At 69.4% G+C, this 20,557-nt stretch carries 17 protein-coding genes; 8 read left to right on the top strand and 9 right to left on the bottom strand.

Features of this window, described 5'->3' with window-relative positions:
* Positions 1 to 26 precede the first annotated feature (26 nt).
* Positions 27 to 2,642, top strand: coding sequence for a glycoside hydrolase family 2 TIM barrel-domain containing protein (locus VF106_RS18400; protein WP_330840970.1), 2,616 nt, complete (start codon positions 27 to 29; stop codon positions 2,640 to 2,642).
* A 66-nt stretch (positions 2,643 to 2,708) separates the two neighbouring features.
* Here the strand turns inward: VF106_RS18400 and VF106_RS18395 are convergent, their stop codons facing one another.
* Positions 2,709 to 3,353, bottom strand: coding sequence for a TetR/AcrR family transcriptional regulator (locus VF106_RS18395; RefSeq protein WP_330840969.1), 645 nt, complete (start codon positions 3,351 to 3,353; stop codon positions 2,709 to 2,711).
* Between the two features lie 109 nt (positions 3,354 to 3,462).
* Between VF106_RS18395 and VF106_RS18390 the strand changes: the two genes are divergently transcribed.
* From VF106_RS18390 to VF106_RS18380, 3 genes are read left to right on the top strand one after another with little or no spacing between them, the layout of a single operon-like run.
* Positions 3,463 to 4,500 carry a medium chain dehydrogenase/reductase family protein gene (locus tag VF106_RS18390; protein WP_330840968.1) on the top strand — a complete coding sequence of 346 codons (1,038 nt, stop codon included), beginning with the start codon at positions 3,463 to 3,465 and terminating at the stop codon, positions 4,498 to 4,500.
* A complete protein-coding gene (locus VF106_RS18385) occupies positions 4,497 to 5,105 on the top strand; it encodes a TetR/AcrR family transcriptional regulator (RefSeq protein ID WP_330840967.1) in 609 nt (202 codons plus the stop codon). The genes VF106_RS18390 and VF106_RS18385 overlap by 4 nt, the downstream gene beginning before the upstream one ends.
* Entirely contained in the window at positions 5,062 to 5,709 is a 648-nt protein-coding gene (locus VF106_RS18380; RefSeq protein WP_330840966.1) for an ABC transporter permease, read from the top strand. The genes VF106_RS18385 and VF106_RS18380 overlap by 44 nt, the downstream gene beginning before the upstream one ends.
* Positions 5,710 to 5,742: 33 nt before the next feature.
* Here VF106_RS18380 and VF106_RS18375 read toward each other — a convergent pair whose 3' ends face one another.
* Positions 5,743 to 6,984 (bottom strand): cyclase family protein, encoded by a 1,242-nt coding sequence (locus VF106_RS18375; RefSeq protein WP_330840965.1) that lies wholly within the window; start codon positions 6,982 to 6,984, stop codon positions 5,743 to 5,745.
* 146 nt (positions 6,985 to 7,130) lie between these two features.
* On the opposite strand from VF106_RS18375, the gene VF106_RS18370 reads away from it, so the two are divergent.
* Positions 7,131 to 7,997: an NAD(P)H-binding protein gene (locus VF106_RS18370; RefSeq protein WP_330840964.1), complete on the top strand. Its 867-nt coding sequence runs from the start codon at positions 7,131 to 7,133 to the stop codon at positions 7,995 to 7,997.
* Between the two features lie 66 nt (positions 7,998 to 8,063).
* Here VF106_RS18370 and VF106_RS18365 read toward each other — a convergent pair whose 3' ends face one another.
* Both VF106_RS18365 and VF106_RS18360 read right to left on the bottom strand, forming a co-directional pair.
* Positions 8,064 to 8,678 (bottom strand): hypothetical protein, encoded by a 615-nt coding sequence (locus VF106_RS18365; RefSeq protein ID WP_330840963.1) that lies wholly within the window; start codon positions 8,676 to 8,678, stop codon positions 8,064 to 8,066.
* Positions 8,679 to 8,707: 29 nt separating this feature from the next.
* Positions 8,708 to 9,685, bottom strand: a complete 978-nt coding sequence (locus tag VF106_RS18360) for a zinc-binding dehydrogenase (RefSeq protein ID WP_330841043.1) — start codon at positions 9,683 to 9,685, stop codon at positions 8,708 to 8,710.
* Positions 9,686 to 10,044: 359 nt separating this feature from the next.
* On the opposite strand from VF106_RS18360, the gene VF106_RS18355 reads away from it, so the two are divergent.
* Entirely contained in the window at positions 10,045 to 10,575 is a 531-nt protein-coding gene (locus VF106_RS18355; protein WP_330840962.1) for a hypothetical protein, read from the top strand.
* Here VF106_RS18355 and VF106_RS18350 read toward each other — a convergent pair.
* The 3 genes from VF106_RS18350 to VF106_RS18340 are packed head-to-tail and all read right to left on the bottom strand — an operon-like array spanning position 10,572 to position 14,582.
* On the bottom strand, positions 10,572 to 12,539 hold the full coding sequence (locus tag VF106_RS18350; RefSeq protein ID WP_330840961.1) for a hypothetical protein: 1,968 nt from the start codon (positions 12,537 to 12,539) through the stop codon (positions 10,572 to 10,574). The two genes, VF106_RS18355 and VF106_RS18350, sit on opposite strands and share 4 nt — an antisense overlap.
* 21 nt (positions 12,540 to 12,560) lie before the next feature.
* Entirely contained in the window at positions 12,561 to 13,529 is a 969-nt protein-coding gene (locus VF106_RS18345; RefSeq protein ID WP_330840960.1) for a hypothetical protein, read from the bottom strand.
* A gap of 9 nt (positions 13,530 to 13,538) precedes the next feature.
* Positions 13,539 to 14,582: a Gfo/Idh/MocA family protein gene (locus tag VF106_RS18340; protein WP_330840959.1), complete on the bottom strand. Its 1,044-nt coding sequence runs from the start codon at positions 14,580 to 14,582 to the stop codon at positions 13,539 to 13,541.
* 296 nt (positions 14,583 to 14,878) lie between these two features.
* Between VF106_RS18340 and VF106_RS18335 the strand changes: the two genes are divergently transcribed.
* Positions 14,879 to 16,438, top strand: a complete 1,560-nt coding sequence (locus VF106_RS18335) for a hypothetical protein (RefSeq protein WP_330840958.1) — start codon at positions 14,879 to 14,881, stop codon at positions 16,436 to 16,438.
* Positions 16,439 to 16,590: 152 nt separating this feature from the next.
* Positions 16,591 to 18,552, top strand: a complete 1,962-nt coding sequence (locus VF106_RS18330; protein WP_330840957.1) for a DUF6541 family protein — start codon at positions 16,591 to 16,593, stop codon at positions 18,550 to 18,552.
* On the opposite strand, the gene VF106_RS18325 is transcribed toward VF106_RS18330, so the two are convergent.
* Positions 18,549 to 19,631: an ABC transporter permease gene (locus VF106_RS18325; RefSeq protein WP_330840956.1), complete on the bottom strand. Its 1,083-nt coding sequence runs from the start codon at positions 19,629 to 19,631 to the stop codon at positions 18,549 to 18,551. The genes VF106_RS18330 and VF106_RS18325 overlap by 4 nt on opposite strands.
* Positions 19,632 to 20,516, bottom strand: a complete 885-nt coding sequence (locus tag VF106_RS18320; RefSeq protein ID WP_330840955.1) for an ABC transporter ATP-binding protein — start codon at positions 20,514 to 20,516, stop codon at positions 19,632 to 19,634. It abuts the gene before it with no gap.
* Positions 20,517 to 20,557 lie beyond the last annotated feature (41 nt).

Raw genomic sequence — 20,557 nt, 5'->3', positions numbered from 1 at the left:
CGCGCTCCCAAAGACGGGATGAGGGCATGCCAGAACAGCGAGGGAACGGCACCGGCGACAAGACACGGCAGGACGGGGTGACTCGGCGCCAGGCATTACAGCTCGGCGCCGCCACCGCTGGACTGATGGCACTCGACACCACCCCGGCCGGAGCCGAGACGGAAGCGGCGGCGAACCCGGCGCGGGAGCGGTCCTTCGACGAGGGTTGGCGGTTCTTCCGCGGTGAGGCGGCCGGGGCGCAGGCGCCGTCGTTCGACGACAGCGCGTGGCGGCGGCTGGATCTGCCGCACGACTGGAGTATCGAGGATCTCCCCTACGCCACCTCCACGAACGGCGCCGCCAGCGCGGACCCGTCGATCATCGCGCCAGAGACACCGCCCACCTACCCCGGTCTGCCGGACGTGATCGGGCCGTTCGACCCGGCGCGCAGCGAGAACGGCGGCTCGATCGGGTACACGGTCGGCGGGATCGGTTGGTACCGCAAGGAGTTCCGGCTGCCCGGCGACGGTCACGTCGAGCTGCGGTTCGACGGTGTCTACCAGAACGCGGACGTCTGGCTGAACGGCTCGCATCTGGGCTTTCACCCGTACGGCTACACGTCGTTCGCCTACGACCTGACCCCGCTGCTGGACCGGGACGGCGTCAACGTGCTCGCGGTGCGCGTCGACAACACCGGCAGGAACAGCCGCTGGTACGCGGGTTCCGGCATCTACCGGCACACCTGGCTGACCGTGACCGGGCCCGTGCGGATCCCGCTCTGGGGCGTCTCCGTGACGACGCCCGTGGTGGCCGACAACTCGGTGGCACGCGTGGCGGTGTCCGTCGCCAACCGGGGCACGGACAGCACCAGGGCCACCGTGCGCGTGGTGGTGCGCGACCCGCGTGGGCACGTCGTCGCCACGAAACACGCTGCGGCACAGGACATCGCGCCCGCCGCCACCACGGAGGCGACGCTGGACCTCGACGTCGCGCACGCGAAGCTCTGGTCGATGGACTCGCCGAACCTCTACACCGCCCGCGCGGACGTGTTGGTGCGCGGCAAGGTCGTCGACACGGTCACCACCACGTTCGGCATCCGGTCGATCGAGTGGAACGGCACGACCGGCTTCCTGCTCAACGGTCAACCGGTCGAGATCATGGGCGGGAACGTGCACCACGACCACGGGCCGCTGGGCGCTGTCGCGCTGGACCGGTCCGAGGAACGCCGGGTGGAGATCCTGAAGGAAGCCGGTTTCAACTCCATCCGCACCGCGCACAACCCGCCGACGCCCGCGCTGCTCGACGTGTGCGACCGGCTCGGCGTGCTGGTGATGGACGAGTTCTTCGACGTGTGGGACACCGGCAAGAACCCCAACGACTACTCGGTGCATTTCGCGCAGTGGTGGCGCGAGGACCTGACCAGCACCGTGCTCCGCGACCGCAACCACCCGAGCGTCGTGCTCTGGTCGCTGGGCAACGAGATCGTCGACAACACAGCCGGCCGGCGTGGCGCGGAACTGGCGGCACTGCTGCGCGAGCTCGACCCGACGCGGCCGAACACGCTCGGCGGCGGGTCGACACCCGGCCCGAACGACCCGTCGTGGCAGTACGTCGACGTCGGCGACGTGCACTACAACGCGAACGGCCGCACGTACGGCGTGATCCACGACGCCCACCCCGACCACGCGATGACCCACAACGAGACGTTCCCCGCGACGATCCACCAGGACGTGACGTTCGCGAACGAGCACGCCTGGGCCACCGGGACCTGGGTGTGGGCCGCCTGGGACTACCTCGGGGAGGCGGGCATCGGCAAGACGATGATCCCGCCGGTCGGCACCGCGGCGGCCATCGGCGACCAGAGCGTGCTGCCCGGCTGGTCGACCGCCAGGACGCTGCACCACAACTGGGCGGGCTTCGGCTACCCCTTCCCGTACTACCAGGCGAACTGCGGTGACTTCGACCTGATCGGTCAACCCAAGCCGCAACATTTCTGGCGGCGGGCGGTGACCGGCCGCAGCCCTGTCGAGGTGCTGGTGGAGCGACCGGTGCCGCCGGGCACCGAGCAGGTGGCGGTGTGGTGGGGCTACTTCGACGAGCTGGTCAGCTGGACGTGGGACGTCGAACCGGACCACCCGATGGTCGTGCACGTCTACACCCCGGGCGACAGCGTCACGGTGCTGCTCAACGGAACCGAGGTCGCCACCGGCGTGCCGGAGCGGGCCATGGCCACGCTCACCGTGCCGTACCAGCCGGGTGAACTGACCGCGGTCGCCAGCCAGGACGGCCGCGAGATCGGCCGCCAGACGCTGCGCACGGTCGGCGCCCCAGCGGCACTGCGACTCACCTCGGACGTGCGTGCGCTCACCACCAGCCGCGACGACCTCGCCCACGTGCTCGTCGAAGTGGTCGACCGCCGCGGGCGACTCGTGCCCGACGCGCTGGCCGAGGTGTGGTTCGAGGTCGGCGGCGCCGGCGCACTCGCCGCCGTCGGCAACGGCAACCCACACAACGCGGACAGCTTCCGCCTACCCCGCCGCCACACCTGGCACGGGAAAGCACTCGCGATCCTGCGCCCGGCGAAACGCCCGGGCCGGCTCACGCTCACAGCACGAGCGGAAGGCCTACAACCGGCGACTCTCGCTCTACGAGTGGAGCACTGAGCCCGGAGCTCTCGCCGGCCGGCTCGGACATCGGGAGGCCGGCCGGCGCGAGCAGCGAGACCGGCTTCAGGTGTTCTCGAGGTGGGCCAGCGCGCCGATGATGCGTTCGGCGATGTCGGCCGGCCACGGGAAGGCGCGGGTCACGGCGCGTTGGTGGGCCAGGCCGTGCAGGCCCAACCACAGCGCGACCGCGTCACTGGCCAGGTCGGTGCTGGTGGACTGACCCTCGGCGACACAGTCGCCGAGGGTGTCGGTGAGGATCTGCAGGGCCTCGGCACCCAGGGCCACCAGGTCCTCCTCGGTGAGCGAGCTCTCGCCAAGGGCAGGCGCGATCCACAGACCGCCGAACATGGTGCGGTAGCGCTCGGGGTGGGTCTGGGCGAGGTCCAGGTAGGCGTGGCAGACGGCGAACAGCCGCTGCCGAGGGTCCTGGCCCCCGCCCTCCCTTGCCGTGCGCAGGACCGCCGCGAGCCGGTCGAACTCCAGGCGCACCACGGCCAGCATGATGGCCGGCTGGTCGGGGAAGTGCGGGTAGATCGAGGGGGCGGCGATCCCGATCCGGCGTGCGACCGAGCGCAGCGTGACCGCGCGCTCGTCGCCTTCCTCGTCGAGTAGCTCCACCGCCGCGGCGATGATCTCGTCGCGGAGCTTGGCCCCCTCGCCACGGCGGTTGCGCCTGCGGGCCGGTGCAGCGGTCTCCGTGTTCTTCACGCCGTAACCATACACCGCGAAGTTTATGGGTGTTAGGTCTTGCGCGAGTCAGCTTACGGTCGTTACGTTACGACTGTAAGCACACGGATGAAGCCTTAAGGGGTACGTCATGAACAGCGCCGTCGCCACCGAGATCGTTCTGCCGGGCACCGTCGAGCCGGACGGGCTGGAGGTCCGGGTCCGCGATCTCGAGGCCCCGGGCGAGGGGCAGGTCGTCCTGCGCATGGACGCCACCGGGGTGTCCTTCGCCGAGCAGCAGATGCGTCTCGGCAAGTACTACGACCAGCCGCCGTTCCCGTTCGTGCCGGGCTACGACGTGGTCGGCACGGTCACCGCCACCGGGCCGGGCGAGGACCCCGCGCTGGCGGGCCGCCGGTTCGCCGCGGTCACCAAGATCGGCGGGTGGGCCAGTCACCTGCTCGTCGAGGCCGCGGACCTGGTGCCGGTGCCGGACGAGGTGGACGCGGCCGCCGCGGAGACCGTGGCCGTCAACGGCGTCACCGCCTGGCAGATGCTGCACCGCACGGCCAAGGTCCGCGCCGGCGGGACCATCGTGGTGCTGGGCGCCAACGGCGGTGTCGGCTCCATCCTCGTGCAGTTGGCCCGGCACGCCGGGATCAGGGTGATCGGCACGGCCTCGGCCCGCCACCACGAGGCCGTGCGTGAGCTGGGCGCGACCCCGGTCGACTACCGCGATCCGGACATGTACACCCAGATCCGCAAGCTTGCCCCCGAGGGCGTGGACGCGGTGTTCGACCACGTCGGCGGTCCCGGGCTGACGGAGTCGTGGCGGCTGCTGCGCCGCGGCGGAACCCTGGTCAACTACGGCTCCGCGTCGACGAAGAACGAAACCGGCGACGCGAAACTGCCCATTCTCAAGTCGTTCGGGCAGCTGATGGCGTGGAACTACCTGCCGAACGGCAAGAGCGCGCACTTCTACAACTTCTGGGCGGGCCGGCGCTCCAACAAGACGGCCTTCCGCGGCCGGCTCGCGCAGGACCTCACCCAGGTGCTGCGGCTGGTCGCCGACGGCGTGCTGGTTCCGCAGGTCGCCGCGCGGATCCCGCTGACCGATGCCGCCGCCGCGCTGGCGCTCGCCGAGTCGCGCACCGTCCTCGGCAAGGTCGTCATCGTCGCGGGGACGTGAGGTCGCGCAACCACCGGGGTGAGGGCGTCCGCCTGCGGGCCGACATCCTGGTGGCGGCGACCGGGCTCCTCGACTGGGGTGGCGAGCGGGCGGTGACGCTGCGGGCGGTGGCCCGAGAGGTCGGGATCGCCACTCCCTCGATCTACCCACACTTTCCCGACCGGTCGGCCGTCCTGCTCGCCGTGGTCCGCGCGGCCTCAGCCGAACTGACCCACCGGATCCGGGTCGCGATGACCACCGCGTCGCCGGACGACCGCCTGTACGCCGCCGGCCACGCGTACTTCGACTTCGCCGCCGCGCACCCCCGGCGCTACCGCGCCACGTTCGAGCTGGCCGATCCCGACCCCGTCATCGTGCGACTCCTCGCCGGTGCCCTCTCCGAGTGTGTCGCCGCCGGGTACTCGGCCAGCACCGACCCAGCCGCCGACGCGGTCGCGCTGTGGCTGGGCCTGCACGGCGTGGCCCATCAGCGCAGCGTGATCCACAACTTCCCCTGGTCAGCCGACCTCGTGCCACACGTCGTGGCCTCGCTGGCACACCTCGACGTCGAAAGGTCCCACCATGCACGCCACCACCCTCGTCACGTCCGCTCCCGCCTCGGGTGAGGTCGACAGCCGTGCCGCCTACGTCAGCTTCGGGTTGGCCTACGTGTTCGGCCACGGCGCGGCCGCCCTGTCCAAGGGCACCGACCCGGTGCTCGCCATGCCCGGCTGGTTGCCCATGGCGCTGCTCGCCGCCGGACTCGTGGCCGGCACGGCCTACAGCATCGGCGCGGCCACCCGCGCCCAGCGTGGCCTCGGCAAGGCGGAACTGCTCTCCGCCAGGCTGGTCGGGAGCGCATGGATCACCGGCTTCGTCGCCCTGTTCCTGGCCATCACCGGTCTGACCGGCGCCTTCGACAAACCTGAACTGCAGGCCGTCCTCTGGCCGGCCGGATCCACGTTGGTGGTCGGCCTGATCTACCTCGCCGAAGGCTCCGTCCGCCGCAACACACTGCACTACGGCCTCGGCACCTGGCTCACCCTGGTCGGGGGTGCCTCGCTCTTGTTCAGCACTCCCGGCCTCTTCTGGGTACTGACCGTCGCTGGCGGCGGCGCCTACGCCGTGGCCACGATCCTGGAACGCCGCCGCCTGAGCTGTGACGGACCGGGACTGCAGTACCGCACCGACTCCGCGCCGGCGCAGTCATTCATGGACGCGAACCTGTAGCCAGGTGCCGGTTCGGCACGAACCGGCACCTGTTCACGCCCGGGGAATACCCAGTGCGGCGGGTGGAGTGTTCCCCGCGGTGGAACCGACGTGGAACTGCGGGGTCACGATGTAGACGAGTTCGAACACGCCGTCGGCGACCGGTTCCTCCGTGCGCACGCTCTCGCCGATGCGGATGCCGTGCTGGGTGAGCAGAACCTGGTGGCACGGGAAGACGTTGGGACCGACGACGGCCGGGTCGAGCACCTCGAGTCCCCACGTGTCGCTGCCGACCATGGCCACCCGGCGGGATGCCAGGTAGCGGGCCTCGCGCAGGTAGATGCCCGGTTCGTTGGTGATGAAGCGGCGGTTGGCCTCGTCGTTCGGGTCGTCGAAACCGCTGCGGTTCAACAGGTGCGTCCATCCGGTGCGGAACAGCGCCACCTCGCCCGCCCCCGGCTCGCGGCGCACTCCCTGCCTGCGCAACGCTTCCCTCATGTCGGTGAGCGTGATCCGGTAGTTGTCGCGCAGCACCCATTCACCGTTCACGGGTGAGCGGAACAGGTCGGTGTGCGCGCCCTGGGCCAGTTTGAGGCCGACGATGTCGTAGATGACGCCGCGGGTCACGATCGGGCCGAGGTTCTCGTTGCCGAGTTTCGCCAGCCCGCGCGGCGTGGCGATGTCCGGCCCGCGGAAACCGTTGTAGTAGGTCTCGCCGACGCCGATATGGCCGAGGTTGTCCAGCTGTGTGGCGATCTGGTAAGTGCCGCTGTGCGGAAACCGGTCCTCGTGGAAGGAAAGCGTGTTGGGACCCAGGGGCGCGACCGACTGCAGGATGCCGGATTCCGGGGACACGCGCGGATCGTAGGTCGCGGCCGGGACGAAGTCGCCACTCGGCTGGTAGCCGCTCACCGTGAGCCGCTGGCGCAGCACGCGGGGCGGAACCCCGGCGAACGCGGGGAAGTTGTCCTGCATCAGCTCGCCCAGGTTGTAGGTCTTCACCGGGCCGCGGCCCTCCAGCAACCGCAACGCCTTCCGGGTCCGCTCCGGGGTCACCTCGTTCCACGCGCCGCGCTGGTCATCGGCACCGTAACGCCGGGCGGTCTTCTCGGCCCAACCCGCGACCTCGTCCAGAGTGAACATCTCGTCGGTGAACTCTTCCCCGTCCGCCGAAGCCGTCCCGGCCGCTGTTCCGACGCCTGCCGAAACAGCGGCCGTGACCGCCGCCGCCTTTGCCGTCAAGCCGAGAACATCTCGCCGGCTGTGCAGATAATTCCGCAGAAAATCAGGGCGCATAACCGGGCAGCTTATCGCGAAAGCACGAATTCTCGTGACACGTCCGGGTGACTCAGCGCGGCGCGATGGCGTGTGAGGTCGTTCACACAAGGTCACAACCGAGCCAGGGGCCGGTGTCTGGAGGGCACGACGAAAGGAACAACATCATGATTCTGATCACCGGAGCCAACGGCGTCGTGGGGCGTCAGGTAATGCGTGTGCTGCTGAGGGAGGGCACGGCCGTCACCGCGGTCACGCGTGGTCCTGGCGGGGCCCCGCTTCCGGCCGGCGCGCGAGTGGTCGACGGGGACCTGTTTCGTCCACAGTGGATCGAAACGGCGTTGGCCGGAGTGGAGGCGGTACAGATCAGCCCGCGTGCCACCGGCCCCGGTCTCGGTGAGCTCCTGAAGCTGGCCGTCGCCCAGGGCGTGCGGCGTGTGGTGCTGCTGTCGGCCACCACAGTGGAGCACCCGGCGGGAGAAGCCCGCTTCGCCGCCCAGTTCACGGCCGCCGAGGACCTCGTCACGCGCTCCGGTCTGGACTGGACCGTCCTGCGCCTGGCCGACTTCGCCGCCAACGCGCTGGCCTGGGCGCCGCAGATCCACGCCGGTGACGTGGTGCGCGGTGCGTACGGCCACGCCGCCACCTCCCCGATCCACGAGGCCGACATCGCGGCGGTCGCCGCACAAGCCCTCCGGGGCCGCCTTCACACGGGGGCGGTCCACACGCTGACCGGGCCGGGGTCGCTGGACCAGTTCGAGAAGGTGCGGCTCCTCGGCGCCGCCATCGGCCGAGCCCTGTCCTTCCAGGAGGTCTCACCCGAGCAGGTACGGCAGAGAATGCTCGCGCAAGGGCTGCCCGAGGAGGTCCCCGCGCGTCTGCTCGGGTCTCTGGCCGACTACGCCCTTCGCCCGGGACCCACGACCAGCACCGTGGAAGACCTGCTGGGTCGGCCCGCGCTCACCTTCGCCGACTGGGCACGCGACAACGCGGCCGCCTTCGGGGTGGGCATCGAGACTGCCGCGCTGCGCTGACCGTTCGCGTGTCCAACCGTGTGGACCGGCGAGTTCAACAAATCGCGGATGACCGAATTGTTGAACTCAGGGGTCCTGAGTGTTGGACACGCGGGTCAGGGCGTCCGAGGTGAGCTTGTCGGCCGCTTCGGCCCAGCTTGCCCGGTCGTCGGCGGTGATCTTCTTGAAGAGCTTCAGGTTCGAGATGTCGGAGCGGCGGCCCGCGTATCGCAGGAGTGCGTTCGCCGAGTGGTACCGGACCAGGTACTCCGGGTCGCGGACGGCACGGTCCAGTGTCTGGATCAGCGGCACGGTCGGCGTGAACGTGGCGAGCGCGATCGCGGCGTCGATGCGGACGCCCCAGAACTCCTGTGACCCGAGGACCGACGCGATCGGCTCGGCCCAGGACTCGTCGCCGGTCAGCGCGTTTAGCGCCTGGGCCACGCGGACGAGGAACGTGCCGGTCGCCGTCGCCGCCGCGGTGCGTAGCAGTGCCTCGGCATCCTGCGGGGCACGGCCCTCTTCCGCCATGGCCAGAATCGACAGTGCGGCCACCGGGTCCTCGGCATCGAGGCCGGCCGGCAGCATCCGTGCGACCTCCTCGGGTGGCAGGCTCAGCAGACGACGGAAGTCGGGGCCGTCGTGCCAGACCAGGTACGGGTCGCCGAACACGTCGTCCCGCCACCGGTTCCAGGAATCCACACGACAAAAGGTACTTGGATCTCCGGCTGCTACTCGGTGAGCACCACGAGCTTGCCGCTGACCGTGTTGTCCTCCATGGCGCGGTGTGCGTCGCGGATTTCGTCCAGGCGGTAGGTGTGGGTCGGGCCGAGGCGCATCGAGCCGTCGGCGATCTGGTCCAGGTAGCGCTGCAGCACGTCGGAGGGCAGGTCGTTCGCCTCGCCGCTGTAGGCGGAGAGCCGGACGCCGTCCGGGAGGTACCCGATCGGGTAGAAGTCGGGGATCGTCCACTGGTTGGACAGCATCCCGGTGAAGCAGACCGTGCCGTGGACCCTGGTCGCGGCCAGGGTGTCCGGCAGGGTCGGGGTGCCGACCAGCTCCAACGCGGCGTCCACGCCGTCGGGCACGATGCGGCGGACCTCCTCGGCGATGGCGCCCTTGTCGAGGATCGGGTGGTCGACGCCGTGTTCGGCGAGAGTGTCGAGCCTGCCGGGCTGGCGGGTGGTCGCCAGGACCGTCGCACCGAGGTCACGGGCCAGCGCGGCGGTGGCGTAGCCGAGGGCGGAGGTGCCGCCGCGGATCAACAGGGTCTGGCCGGCCCGCAGGTCGAGCCCGGTGGTCAGCGAGCCGTACGCGGTCTGCACTGTCTCCGGCACGCCGCCGATCACGGCCCACGGCAGGTCCGAACGGAACGGCACCACCTGGGACCTGGGCACCACGGTGTACTCGGCGTACCCGCCGTCGAAGGCACGCCCCATGCCACCCATCATGGTGACGACCTGCTGGCCGGGCAGGAGGTCGGTGGCCCCGTCCACGGCGTCCACGACACCGGCGGCCTCGATCCCCGGCACGATCGGGAACCGCAGGTCGCCCTCGGCCAGCCCGAGCCGCAGGTGCAGCTCGGAACGGTTGAGCCCGAACGCCTTCACCGCGATCCGGACCCATCCGGGTCGCGGCGAAGGCACGGGGAGTTCACGGATCTCGAGGTTTTCCACCGGGCCGGGCTCGGTGAGCACGACCGCCCGCATCGTCGTCACAGCAGGCAGGATAGTCAGTCCACACCGGACCGGCCCGGTGAACGAAGCCAGACCATTCGGCACCTGAGCGAGCCGCCGGGTCAAGGCCCGCGAACGCCGAGCGGCGTCGAACGGGACCGCTTGCGCGGCCGCCGAACACTGGTCAGCCCCATCGCGCGTCCCGCAAGGACGCCCGAAGGGGAAGGTCCAGCGCCGCCACCGCGCGTTGAATGAGCGCCACTGGCACAGAACAGGAGGTGGGACCACATGTCCGACACGGAGGGCCAGGAGACGCGGGTGGAGTTCCGCGGAGCCCAGATCGAGGAGACCGACGAGCAGATCGAGGTCGTCGACGTCGAGGAGATGAGCGAATGACCGGGGCGGTCGCCAAGGTCACCGCGGTGACCAACGCCATCAAGGAAGCCTGGTGGCTGGTCGAGAAGAGCGAGTCGGTGGTGAACGTCAACGCCGACCAGGCCAACGCGGTGCCGGAGGACGCCGACTGGGTCAACGACCTCACCCAGGCCGCCGGCCCGAACTACAAGGACATCACCTACTCCAGCTCCTGGTACATCTGGAACCCGTTCGGGGACGACCACGAGTCAAGCACGTCCATCACCATGCGGGTGTTCTGGATGTACGGCGCCAAGTACCGGGGCGGCGGCGCGTTCATCCCGACCGCGTGGGTGGAGGTCGTCCACCTGGATCCTGGTTACAACAACGACATCGACATCTCCGTGCACGTGGGCCAGCCGTCCAACGTGGGCACCGAGACCGCGCCGATCGCCGCGCTGCCGCTGAGCATCACGGTGAAGGAGGACTCGATGATCCCCGGCCAGGACAACCAGGAGACGTACACGGTGATGCTGTACGGCACGGGCCACGGCCAGGTCTACGGCTAAGCGCTCTTGCGGATGAGGCCCGTGTAGCCGGCGAGTGCGAGGGTGGCCAGCCCCCACACGGCGGCCTGCACGATCCACAGCAGCACGGTGAACACCTGACCCGCCACGGATTCCGTGTCCAGGTCGCAGCGGGAGCGCAGTCCGGTCGGGCCCAGTGGCAGCCCGCGGTCGAGCCCCAGCCCGATCAGCTCGATCGTCGAGCACGGCGTCCTCGGCGCGCTGGAGGTGATCGTGTGCTCGGCGGCGTGGCGGCCAGGGCCGGTCATGACGTGACCGGCCCACAGGGTCACGCCGCCGGCGGCGGCCAACGCCACCAGCAACGCGAGTGCGGTGCGCCGGGCCCGGTAGCCGTAGCCGGCCAGCGCACCCCACAACCAGTGGAAACGACGCGTGAGCCATCCCCCGAGCGCGGCGGGCGAGCGGTGTCGCAGGTCCTGTTGTTGCGCGATCAGGATGTTCCGTGCGTTGCCGTCGTGTCCGGCGGCCCGCTCGACCGCGGCGAGCTGCTGGTACGGCGAGGGCCGGTATTCTTTGGTGTGGTGGCGAACGAGGTGCAGCCACTGCCGCCAGTCCGCGCCCTCGATCGAGCCGTAGCTGAAGTCGTTGAGGTTGACCAGCCGCCCGTCGCACGCCGCCGGGTCCGGGCAGACGACGTCGGTCGGGAACCACACGCTGGCTCCCACCTGTGCCTCGCGCAGGTCCAGTAGCTGGCCGTCCGGGTTGCTGATCGTCATGTTGCCGAACACGAGCTGCCCGCCGATCCGGGAGTCGCCCAGTCGGATCGCCGCGTGCCGACCGGCCCCGGACATCCGGGTCAACTGCAGGAACACGTTGCCCTGAACGCGTAGCTGGGCGGCGAACAAGGCGGGGCCGGCGTCGTTGTCCACTTCCGACTCGACGACGCGTAACCCGGCCACGTGCGCGCCGAGCAACCAGATCGTGCCGTCCTCCGCCGAGCCGGACATCCGCGTTCTGAGCAGCACGGGGGTGCCGTCGACACGCAGACCGTCGGCGTGCACGGCGGCCCCGGAGTCGTTGCGCACCTCGGTGTCGACCAGGTAGAGGTCGCCACCGACGCGTGCGTTCGCCAGCTGGAGCGCGCCTGGGCTCCCCGCACCCGAGAACCGGGCACCGTGGACGAGCAGATCACCGCCGACATGCGCACCCTCGGCACCCAGCGCTGGGCCGGACGTGTTGCGGATGTCGGCGCCGTCGAGGCTGATCCGCCCGCCGATGCGCGCCCCGACCACCCGGATCGCGCCCATGTCACCGTGACCGGACACCGTCACCTGGTCGAGGAACATGGTGCTGTCGACCGTCAGGGTCGCCGCGTCCAGCGCCGGCCCGGTGTCGTTGCGGATGTCCGTCCGTGACATGTTCAGCTCGCCCTTGAGGTGGGCGCCGACCATGCGGACCGCGCCCTTGCGCCCCTCTCCCGACAGCCGGGCATCCCGGAGGAGAACGATGCCGTCCACCTGCATGCGGTCGGCGTGCAGTGCGGAACCGAAGTCGTTGCGTACTTCCACCCCGTCCAGGGAGAGCGCTCGGCCGACGTGGGCGCTCAGCAGCCGCACCGCACCCGTCTTCTCGGTCCCGACGATCGTGGCCTCGTCGAGCAGCAGGTCACCGCTGATCCGCACGCCGGCGGCCCGGAGCCCGGCGAGCCGGCTCCTGACCAGCACGAGTCGGGGCAACGCCGCCTGGGTGAGGTCAACCGGCTCCTCGATGTCGCAGTCGACCAGGTCCAGGCCCACCTTGGCCGTCACGTAGTCCAGTTCCAGCGCGCCGACCACGCGGGCGCCGCGGAGCCGGACGCCACGCGGGTCCAGTTCGCCGCGCCGACCGAGGAGCAGTTCCCGGATCAGCGCCGCGCGGATCGGCACACGGTCGGCGCAGACCAGTTCGGTGCCACCACACGCGGCGTCGGTCAACGCCGACTCGTGGTCGGTCAGGTCGTCGAGCACCCGACGACCTTGTCACGACAGTCAGTTCGCAGACCAGACAGTGGCCGAGTTGTCGCCGAAGGAGGGCGAGTAGCTGATCCGGTCGATCTGGAAGTCCGCCGGCACGTCGAACAGGACCGTCCACGTGTCGTCGGCGCCGGCGGCCAGCGGCATGCCGTTCTTCTCCGTGGTGCCATGGATGTGGTCGCGGACGAACTCGTCCGCCGCGTTGTGCACCGCGAAGATGCGGAGGTCCGCGTCAGAGTCGATGTCGTCGTAGGCGTTGTCCCCGGTGTTGGCGACGGTGAACTCGACGCCCACGAGACGCCGGCCGTCGCCGGCCCGCACCTCCTGGGTCGGTTCGGCGGGGTCGATGATCCTGGTCGCGGTGACCCGCAGCGCGATGTCGACGCCGTTGCTCTCACCGGTGACCTCGGCCTCCTCGCCCAGCCGGTGCACGGTGGCCTCGTCGCTTGATCGCTCTGGCAGCGGTGGCGCCGTGTTCACCGACTGTCCGGACGTCTTCCACAGCAGGGTTTCGTCGCCCTCGAAGTCCATCATCTGGAAGTCGACCGCCTCGACGGCGACGTCCTCCGGGAGCTGGGCGGTGAGGTAGCCGACGATGGTCTGACCGGGGGCGAGCCGCAGCTGGTCGAACATGGTCCCGGCCGTGGTCTCGTCGAACGAGTGGTTGTCGTACACCGTCCCGTCACTGCCGTGGAAGTGCACGGTGCCGGTGGGACCGATGAGCTGGTCCTCCTTCGCGCGGTTGGTGACCTGGAGTCGCAGCGCGACGAGCCGCTTGCCCTCCTCGAGCTTGTCGTGGTCGCCCTGCGAGTAGTACGGCGCGGGGTCGAGCAGCACGAGCGGCGTCACCTCGAGGCCGCCGCCGATCTCCGTCCGCTGTGTCACCCCGAGTACCAGATCTGGCCTCGCCGTGCCGGCGACCGCCGAGCTGCACGCGGTCACCGTGCAGAGCACCACCGCCAGAAGTGACATCCACCGTCGCATTGGCACACCTTAGTGCCAGGGTTCGTCACCGACCTGGAGGGTCGTGTCCTGCTCGGCGGCGGCGTCGATGGCCAGGGCGATGCGGTGGTCCTGGATGCCGTCGGCGAGCGGGTACGGCTCGGGCCCGCCGCCGGTGGCCCACGCCGCGGTGTCCGCCAGCAGCGTGGCGATCGCGATCTCCTCGTCGTTCCACCGCTGCCCCTGGTACGGGTTGCGGTAGAGCACGTCGGCGCCACAGGCGAGGTGGTCGGTGTCGAACCCGTCGAGGTCGAGGTCGTAGCCGGTCTGGCGGCGCACGATCGGGGTGCGGACGATCGTGCGGTCCTCGGCGAGGTGGACGACCTCGTGGTCACGCAGTTCGCCCGTGGTGCCGCGAACCAGCAGGCGGCGGTTGAGCAACTGGTTGTGCCACTGGTTGTCGGTGAAGTCGTAGAGCCCGAAACCGCCGCCCGGGAAGACGATCGTGGCCAGGGTGGTAGTCGCCTGCCTGATCTCGACCGGGTCGGCCCAGCCCGTGCGGGACAGCGGATCGGCGAGCGGCGCGGTCGTGCGCGTGGCCCGCACCTCGACCGGCCCTCGGCCGGCGCCGAGGTAGGCCCGGATGAGCGAGATGGCGTGGTACTGGTGGGTCGAGGAGACGTCCACCCGGGTCGGCGTGCCGATGACGCCGGAGCGAACCAGCGCCAGCCGTGCGGCGTGGACCGGCATCCGGGTGTACTGCTCGGCGACCTGGACCAGCCCGCTGTCCCCCACGTCCCGCCACAGCGCACGGAGTCCGTCGAGGTCCGGCGCAGGCGGGGTCTCCGCGAGCACCCGCACGCCACGGGCCACCAGTTCCGTCACCAGCGACGGCGTCACCGCCCACGGCACCGCGGTGACCACGAAATCCGGTTTGGTGGCAAGGCATTCGTCCAACGACAGGTAGACGGGCACGGGCAGTTCCTTCCCCTGCCGGGACACCACGCCGACACAGGTGAGACCGTCCAGTGCGGCGGCCAGACGCCAGAAGTACTCGGCCCGCCATCCGGAGCCCACGATCGCGAAGCTGCTCATACCGCCATCCAAACACGGAACTCGTGGCGCACACACACGTGGTGACGGATCGTGGTTGGGGTTGTGGTGCCGCGCGCCCGGGTCGTGACGGACCGGGATCAAACGTGATGAATCGTAACGACAGGAGTTCAGCCGTCGAAGCCCTCCACAATGGACGAATGGCGACCTTTGGGGGGAATGCCGAGATGGTTGACTCACGAGACGTCTGCGCCACCAGGTCCAGCGAAGACCATGTACGCCAACGGTTTCGGCACACGGTCAGGTGGTCGATCGCGGCGGCGGCGTCCGTTCTGGCCATGGCAGGCGTTTCCCTGTGGTCAGGGCCCGCGCCGATGGTGGCGCCCTGGGACAACTTCATACTCCTCGACGGCGGTTACCGGATCATCCTCGGACAGGTTCCGGGCACCGACTTCACCAACCCGATCGGCCCGCTGGCCTACGAGCTGGTGTCGTTGGGCATGCGCGTGCAGGCCGTGCCGTCGCTCGTCGCGCTGACCTACGGCGACCTGATGTTCCTCGGTGTCACCGCGTTCCTGGCCTGGATCGTCGCATGGCCCCGCATGCGTCTGGTGTCGGCCCTGGGGTTCACGATCTTCATCGGGCTGGTCGTGGTAGCCGTTCGCCCGCTGGGCTACGCGGCGGACACCACAAGCTATGCCATGCTGTACAACCGATACGGCTGGGTGCTCTACACGATCCTGCTGGTACTAGTGCTGTTGAGGCCACGGGAAGACGCCGGTTCACGTGGCGACCTCGTCCACGGCTCGATACTGGGAGTCCTGATAGGACTGTCGTTCTACTGTAAGATCACCTATTTCCTGGTCGGTGTTGGCGCGGTGGTCGTCGGGCTCGTTCTCGACACATTGCCCAGACGGCGCGGTATCGGCATCGGGGCCGTCGCGGGCTTTCTCGCCGTTGGCATGATGTTCTGGCTCGTGTTCGGGATCCGCGTCACCGGCTATCTCGGCGATCTTGCCACCAGCGTCGGCGCGCAAGGCGGCCAACAACGGCTGTCAATGCTGGCGAACAGCGTCTTCTACACCCTTCCCGTGACCGCGTTCACGATTCTCGTGCTCTGCGTTCTCGCGAAAACCCGGACGCGAAACCCGGACGCCAGGCCGAAACTTTCGCTGTTGTCGGTCTCGGTCGCCGCGGCCTACGTCCTGGGTTCCAGTGTGCTCGTGTCCGCGGGAAACGCGGGCGAGAAGACCGACCTGCCGGCGCTCGTGGTCATCGTGTTGCTGCTGGTCGGCTACCAGGCGACGACCGCGCCCGACCAGCCGGCCGCTCGTCGTTCGAAACCGTTGCTGCTCGGGCTCATCGCACTGGTGGTCGTGGCGGTCGTCCCCATCGCCTCGCGGGATGCCTTGTCGATAGCCAACAGCGTCTCGTACCACCTCAGCCATCCGCCCCGCGACGGACAGTTGGCCAGCGAGCATCTGAGGGATTTCACCGTCCCCGCCAACAGCACGTGGGAGACGGCCTACCGGACCGCCAACCAGGTGCCCGGCATGCTCAACGACGGCATGGCACTGCTCCGCCGTCACATCCAACCGACCGACACCGTCGCGGTCGTGGCGATGACCAACCCGTTCTCGTTCGCGCTGTCCCTGCCTCCCGCACGCGGTGTGCCGCTGTGGTGGGACGTCGACATCAGTTTCGACGCCAACACCCACCTCGACGCCGCGCAGGTCTTCGGGAGCGCACGGTGGGTGATGATCCCGCGCATGGTCGCCGGGCAGGGCTGTTGCCAGGCCACGGTGCAGGCGATGCTCGACCTCTACGACCCCTACCTCAGCACGCACTACGTCGAAAGCGAGCGAACCGACAGCTGGCTGCTGCTCGTGCGAGCCTGACTGGCTGTACGGGTGCCCGGATGCCAGCCCGACAAGTTGGTTCCGGTGCCAAAGCAACCAAATGGGCTGCCAAACGACATTGGTAGTGATTGCGAACGGATCTGGGTGATTGGGGTTCGCGCGTCCGAAACGATCTCTGGGGGATTGCTGCCATGTCTTGGTTTGCTGTGCTGCCGCATGCGCTCATTGCGGTCGCGTGGGTGTGGGGACCTGGTTTACCGGTCTCTTACCTGCTGGGGTTGAGGGGAATCGCGGCCCTCGGGATCGCGCCGTTGATCAGTATCGCGGTGGTCGCGTCGACCGCCGTCGTGGCGGGGACGGCCGACGTCGACTGGTCGATACCGTTGGTGCTGGTCGCCGTCGCCGTGGTCACGGCGATCGTCGGGCTCGGGGCGTTTCTGTTGCGCCGCAAGGAGTTCCTGGCGGCGAATCCCGATCCGTGGCGGCTCACCTCGGTCGCGATGGTCGGGTTGCTTCCCGCGCTCGTGCTCGGCGCGCTGAGCGTGATGCGTGGCGTTGGGTCGCCGGACGCGATTTCGCAGGTGTTCGACACACCGTTCCACTACAACGCGCTCGCCCACATCCGTGACTCGCACGACGCGTCTGCGCTCACCCTGCAGACGATGGGCGACCCGGAGGTCACGGCATCGTTCTACCCGGCGGCGTGGCACGACCTGACGTCGCTGGTCATGATGTCCACAGGTGCCTCGATTCCCGTTGCCGCCAACGTGTTCTGCGCCGTGGCCACCGTGCTGATCTGGCCGCTGTCCTGCCTTCTGCTGGTGCGGCAGCTGTTCGGCCGCAACACCGCCGCGCTCGTCGTCGCCGGCGTGCTCTCCATCGCCTTTCCCTTGTTCCCGTGGGACTTCTTCGGTTGGGGCGTGTTGTGGCCCAACCTGCTCGGAATGTCCATCGCTCCCGCGCTCTTCGCGTTGGCGCTCACCGTCACCGGATGGGTGAAGGACGACGCCATCGGGCGGGGACGCGGCTGGCTCCTGCTCGTCGTCGCGGTGGTCGCGGGCGGGTTCGCGCACCCGAACGTGCTGTTCTCGGTGCTCGTGCTGTCGATCCTCCCGGCCGGCGCCACGCTTTTCCTGCGTGCCAGGCGACTCCGCGGTGAGGGGCGGGGTCGCCGCGGTGTCGTCGAGTGCGCCGGTTTCGCCGCGGTGATTCTCGGCGGCTGGTTGTGGTCGGCCACCTCACCGGCGTTCGCCGACGCCCGCGACTGGGACTGGAAGCCGTTCGAGCAACCGGCCGCCGCGGTCGGCGAGGTGCTGCTCAACGCCACCAACGAGCACGAGGCGTTGTGGCTGCTGTCGGCGGTCGTGCTCGTCGGCGCGTTCATGGTCCGCCGCTCCCCCGCGCTGTGGTGGGTGCTCGCCGGCCACATCGTCACCGGCATCCTGTACATGTTCAGCGCGGGTCTCAACACGACGGTCACCCGCATGTTCACCGGCTACTGGTACAACGACGCGCACCGGCTCGCCGCCATGCTGCCGATCACCGGGGTGCCGCTCGCGGTCGCCGGTGTCCTGTATCTCGCCACCCTGCTGCGGCCGTACCTGCGGAAGGTGAACGTCAAGGTGGCGGCCGTGCCGGCGATCGCGGCCGCGCTGACCGCCCTGCTGGCCGTGACGACAGGCGGGCTGTATCCGGCCGACCGTGAGAACCGGATCATGGCGACCTACCCGCGCGTCGAGGAACAGAAGCTGGTGACCGACCAGATGAGGGCGTTCTACGACCGGATCGCCGACGAGATCCCCGAGGACGCGGTGGTGATCGGCAACCCGTTCGACGGCAGCGTCATGCTGTGGGCACTGGCCGACCGGAAGGTGCTGTTCCCGCACTTCCTCGTCACCGAGAGCCCCGACCAGCTCTACCTTGGCGAGCACCTGAAGAAGGCAGCGACTGACCCGAAAGTGTGCCGGGCACTGGCCCGCTACCACGTCGAGTACGTGCTGATCGGCAAGAACGACCCGGAGATCGCCGTGATCACGCCGTACGACGGCATCGCCGGTGTCGGGTACCACGAGGGCTTCGAGCTGGTCGACCGTGCCGGGCCGACCAGGCTCTACCGCATCACCGCCTGCGAAGGTCAGGGCCGGCAACCCTAATCGGCGTGGGCCCAGGCCTTCGCGAGCCTGACCTTGCCGCCCGACTGCAGCAGGGATCCGGAGTACAGCCGGCTCGCCAGCAGCACGATCAGGACCACCGTTGCGGCCACGATGCCCAGTGACACGAACGGCTCCCAGACACTCGCCTCGTCGGAGAACAACCGCACGGGCATGGCGATGGCGGCCCCGAACGGCACGTAGGACATCACGGTCATGACGGTCGCGTTGTCGGAGAAGAACACCGTGGCCATGTACGGGCCCATGGCCAGCAGCATGACGACACCCATGCTCGACCCGAGGTCCTCCTGGCGGCTGACGAGTGAGCCGGCGACGGCCCACATCGCGGCGAGCAGTACGAAACCGAAGCACATGAAGGGAACGAACCAGCCGAGGGCGGGCGCGATGATCGACAGCAGTTCGGTGTGCCCGCCGATGGCGAGTGCGATCGGCGCGGCGACGGCGATCACCACGACCTGACCGAGGGTCAGCAGCGTGTGGCCGATGATCTTGCCGGCGAGCATGGCCCGCACCGGGATGGTCGACACGAGGATCTCCACGATCCGGGTCTGCTTCTCGGTGACCGTGCTCTGCGCGATGGCCGAGCCGCCCATCGCGAAGATGAAGAACATCAGCGCGAAGATCTGGATCACCACCTGGCGTGCGTCCTCGCTGACCGGGGAGTTCTCCAGCAGGTCGACTGGTGGCGCGGTGGCGAGCGCCGCGACGACGTAGTTGGGCGCGTCGTCGAGCGCGACCACCCGGAGCCCGGTGACGGAGTTCCCGGTGGTGTCGGGGACGATCGCCGCCTCGACCTCCTCGGAGCGGATCAGCTCCTCGGCGGCCTCGACGGTGCCGACCTCACGGACCTTGAGGTCGGCACCGGCGAGGACCCGAGCGGCCTCGGGTCCCACGGTCGCGACCGTGTCCGGTTCGCCGGCGAACGCCTTGGGAAGGATGGCGAGCGCGAACAGCCCGGCCACGATGACCGCGAGTCCGATCCAGAAGCCCTTCATCCGCAGGAAGCTCTTCGCCTCCCGCTCGGCCACCAGCCGGGTGGCCCTGCTGAACGACGTGGCCACTCAGATCACCTCCTTGAAGATCTCGTCGAGCGACGGCAGCACCGGTGCGAAGCTGCGCACCCCGCCCTTGCCCAGCGCCACCCGCAACACGTCCTGGTCGGCGCGCTCACCGTCGACGATGTCGAACACCGCCCGCGGCCCGTCCAGGTCGACGACCCGCACCCCGGGGTGGTCCCGCAGCCAGCCGGCGTCGGAGTCCACGACCAGCTCGAACCGTGCCGAGCCGTACCGCGCCCGCAGCTCCTCCCGTTCGCCGGCCGCCTTGATCACCCCGCCAGAGATGATCACGAGGTCGTCGCAGAGTCGCTCGACCACGGCGAGCTGATGGCTGGAGAACAGCACCGGCACGCCGGCCGCGGCCCGCTCCCGCAGCACGGCGAGCACGGTGTCCACGGCGATCGGGTCCAGGCCGGAGAACGGCTCGTCGAGGATGAGCACGTCCGGGTCGTGCACCAGCGCCGCCGCCACCTGCACCCGCTGCTGGTTGCCCAGCGAGAGCGCTTCGAGCTTGTCGTCCGCGCGGTCGGTCAGCTCCAGCTGTTCGAGCAGCTTGGCGGTACTGGCCTTCGCGTCGGCCAGGCTCATCCCGTGCAGCTGGCCGAGCCAGACGATCTGCTCGGCGATCTTCATCTTCGGGTAGAGCCCGCGTTCCTCCGGCATGTACCCGAACCGCTGCCGCACGGCCTGGGTCACCGGTTCACCACGCCAGGTCACCGTGCCGCCGTGAGGGGCGAGCACGCCGAGGATGATCCGCATCGTGGTCGTCTTGCCGGATCCGTTGGCCCCGAGGAACCCGGTCATCCGCCCCGGCCGGACGTCGAACGACAACCGGTCGAGCACCTGGTGATCGCCGAAGCTCCGGCTGATCGTGGTCACTTGCAACATGCGGCCGAGGGTAGGGAGTCGGGTCCCTCGACCGCGTCCGG

This window comes from Actinophytocola sp. (assembly GCF_036378875.1).
GTDB lineage: Bacteria > Actinomycetota > Actinomycetes > Mycobacteriales > Pseudonocardiaceae > Actinophytocola.
Note: the sequence above shows the minus strand (reverse complement) of the source record. Positions and strands in the feature narration are given on the sequence as shown.

Coding starts and splice junctions, on each gene's coding strand:
- VF106_RS18400 (WP_330840970.1), top strand. CDS start 27: ATGCCAGAACAGCGAGGGAACGGCACCGGCGACAAGACACGGCAGGAC.
- VF106_RS18390 (WP_330840968.1), top strand. CDS start 3,463: ATGAACAGCGCCGTCGCCACCGAGATCGTTCTGCCGGGCACCGTCGAG.
- VF106_RS18380 (WP_330840966.1), top strand. CDS start 5,062: ATGCACGCCACCACCCTCGTCACGTCCGCTCCCGCCTCGGGTGAGGTC.
- VF106_RS18375 (WP_330840965.1), bottom strand. CDS start 6,984: ATGCGCCCTGATTTTCTGCGGAATTATCTGCACAGCCGGCGAGATGTT.
- VF106_RS18370 (WP_330840964.1), top strand. CDS start 7,131: ATGATTCTGATCACCGGAGCCAACGGCGTCGTGGGGCGTCAGGTAATG.
- VF106_RS18360 (WP_330841043.1), bottom strand. CDS start 9,685: ATGCGGGCGGTCGTGCTCACCGAGCCCGGCCCGGTGGAAAACCTCGAG.
- VF106_RS18355 (WP_330840962.1), top strand. CDS start 10,045: ATGACCGGGGCGGTCGCCAAGGTCACCGCGGTGACCAACGCCATCAAG.
- VF106_RS18345 (WP_330840960.1), bottom strand. CDS start 13,529: ATGCGACGGTGGATGTCACTTCTGGCGGTGGTGCTCTGCACGGTGACC.
- VF106_RS18340 (WP_330840959.1), bottom strand. CDS start 14,582: ATGAGCAGCTTCGCGATCGTGGGCTCCGGATGGCGGGCCGAGTACTTC.
- VF106_RS18335 (WP_330840958.1), top strand. CDS start 14,879: ATGGCAGGCGTTTCCCTGTGGTCAGGGCCCGCGCCGATGGTGGCGCCC.
- VF106_RS18330 (WP_330840957.1), top strand. CDS start 16,591: ATGTCTTGGTTTGCTGTGCTGCCGCATGCGCTCATTGCGGTCGCGTGG.
- VF106_RS18320 (WP_330840955.1), bottom strand. CDS start 20,516: ATGTTGCAAGTGACCACGATCAGCCGGAGCTTCGGCGATCACCAGGTG.